The organism is Chryseobacterium sp. SIMBA_029 (assembly GCF_046535275.1).
GTDB lineage: Bacteria > Bacteroidota > Bacteroidia > Flavobacteriales > Weeksellaceae > Chryseobacterium.
Genome location: NZ_JAWRXA010000806.1, coordinates 1 through 239 on the forward strand (window position 1 = coordinate 1; position 239 = coordinate 239).

1 protein-coding gene is annotated in these 239 nt (G+C 64.0%); it reads left to right on the forward strand.

Translation table 11 applies throughout. From position 1 onward, the window contains the following. The coding region (locus tag SB679_RS26145; RefSeq protein WP_410705320.1) for a hypothetical protein at nucleotides 1-239 on the forward strand (239 nt) is incomplete at both ends.

The following is a 239-nucleotide window of genomic DNA, read 5'->3' on the forward strand; positions in this document are numbered from 1 at the left end:
TGTACCTCTATCCGGGTGACGGCACCGGCGGCTTGCTGACGCGGCAGCTAGCGGTACCTGCCTCGAATTGGTCCACCGTGACTGATGTGATCACTCCGGGAGACTTCAATGGAGACAGCAAGCCCGACGTGCTGGCACGGGCCGGCGATGTCCTCTGGCTGTACCCGGGTGACGGCGCAGGCGGTTTCGGTACCAGGATCCAGGTCAGTACCGGCTGGAGCCTCCTGACGCAGCTGTTC